The organism is Streptomyces sp. NPDC045022 (assembly GCF_056432605.1).
In genome coordinates this window covers 1-1,699 of sequence record NZ_JBWKIR010000080.1, presented here as the reverse complement: position 1 = coordinate 1,699, position 1,699 = coordinate 1, and the positions used below count along the sequence as shown (strand labels likewise).

At 67.2% G+C, this 1,699-nt stretch carries 1 protein-coding gene; it reads right to left on the bottom strand.

Annotated features, from left to right (window positions below; all coding sequences use genetic code 11):
- Nucleotides 1–15: 15 nt before the first annotated feature.
- Nucleotides 16–1,644 (bottom strand): ISAzo13 family transposase, encoded by a 1,629-nt coding sequence (locus AC07C1_RS41220; RefSeq protein WP_478947242.1) that lies wholly within the window; start codon nucleotides 1,642–1,644, stop codon nucleotides 16–18.
- Between the last annotated feature and the right edge of the window lie 55 nt (nucleotides 1,645–1,699).

The following is a 1,699-nucleotide window of genomic DNA, read 5'->3' as shown; positions in this document are numbered from 1 at the left end:
AGGGCTTGCAGATCATTAACACGTTGTTTTGATCATGCTGCTGGGGTCGCCACTCAGGGCTTGAACCCGAGCCTGGAGGGCTGTGAGGGCGGAGGGTGGGGTGGCTGCCGGTGGGATGACGATGCTGTGCGCCTTCAGCAGTGTCCTGATCTTGAGCAGGGTGCGGTGCATGGCGGTGCGACTGCTGTCGAACAGCACGGCGAGGGGTTCCGCGGCCAGGGCGACCCGCAGGTGAAGGACGGCCGCCAGGACCTGGTCGGGGAAGGCGAGTCGGGGCGGGCGTCCGCGCTTGACGTCGCCATCGACGGCCAAGATGTCGGTGAGTTCGCTCAGTTGCTGCCGGGTCATGCCGGTCAGGGCGGGATCGGACAGCAGAGCTTGGTCCCACTCCGGGGCCGGCTTTTGCGGAGTCCGGGGTGCTGGGATGGCAGGGTACGGATGGGGATACACGGCATAGTTCCAGTCGCCGTGGAAGGCGTGTCGGGTCAGTGGCAGGGCCGCCATCTCCGCGTCGCCGATCTGGACTCCGGTGGGGTAGGTGTTGGTGTCCAGCTCGGCCATGACGCGCAGGCCGGTGCTGGTGGTGGTCGCGGCGATGGACTGGACGATGACTTCGTGGCTGGTCAGCGGGCGGCCTCGCCAGTTCATGGTGATGTGGGAGAAGAGCCGGTGCTCGATCTTGTTCCACTTCGATGTGCCCGGCGGTAGGTGGCAGACGGTGATCGTCAGTCCTGTTTCGGCAGCGAGCCGGGCGAGTTCGAGCTTCCAGGCCCGGGTGCGGTAGCCGTTTGAGCCGCCCGCGTCGGCGGTGATGAGCAGTCGTGTCGCTTGCGGGTAGGCGGCCCGGCCCTGGCCGCACCACCAGCGGCGGATCGATTCCACTGCGAACGCGGCGGTGTCGTGATCGGTGCCCACGTTGACCCAGCCGGTGTCTGCCGCGAGATCGTAGATCCCGTACGGGACGGCCTTGCCCAGATGCGGGTCGGCGAAGTCATGGACGTTCACCGGCACCGGATCAGCCGCAGGCCGCCACTGGCGCCCGTTGTTCTTGAACTCGCCGACGAGTTCCTTCTTCTTGGTGTCCACGCTGATCACCGGCTGGCCGGTGTCCCGGTGATCGCGGGCCTGCTCGTTGAGATAGCGGAACTGGGCATCCCGGTCCGGATGCTGGCTTCCCTCAATGGTCTTGGCGTTGGCCTGCAGGCTGAAGCCTTCCTCCCGCAGCAGGTCGGCAACGGTGTCCGCACTGACTTTGTGCCCGGCCCGGGTCAGCTCCCGCGCGAGGTTGCGGGTCGACTTGACCGTCCACCGCAGTGGCGACATCGGATCACCGCGCTCGTCCGGCTCGACCAGTGCCAGCAGTGCCGGCCGCAGCCCCGGATCGAGATCTGCGACCCTCTTGCGGCCTCCGCCTGGCCGCCGCACCCGCCCCAGAGGCTCCTCGCCGGTCTCCAGCTCGAACACGCCCTTGCGGACCGTGGTCTCACTCACCGAGGCCGCCCGCGCGACGGCCCGAACACCACCGTGTCCCAGGACACGGGCCTCCGCGGCCATCAGTAGCCGTCGCTGCCGCTCGTCCAGATGCGGGAACAACACCGCGAACTTCACAGCGAGTTGGGTACGGATCTCGTCCGGGATGCGCATACCACATCAACGAGCCACGGGACGGGAAGCAACACCTTGATGATCTGCAAGCCCT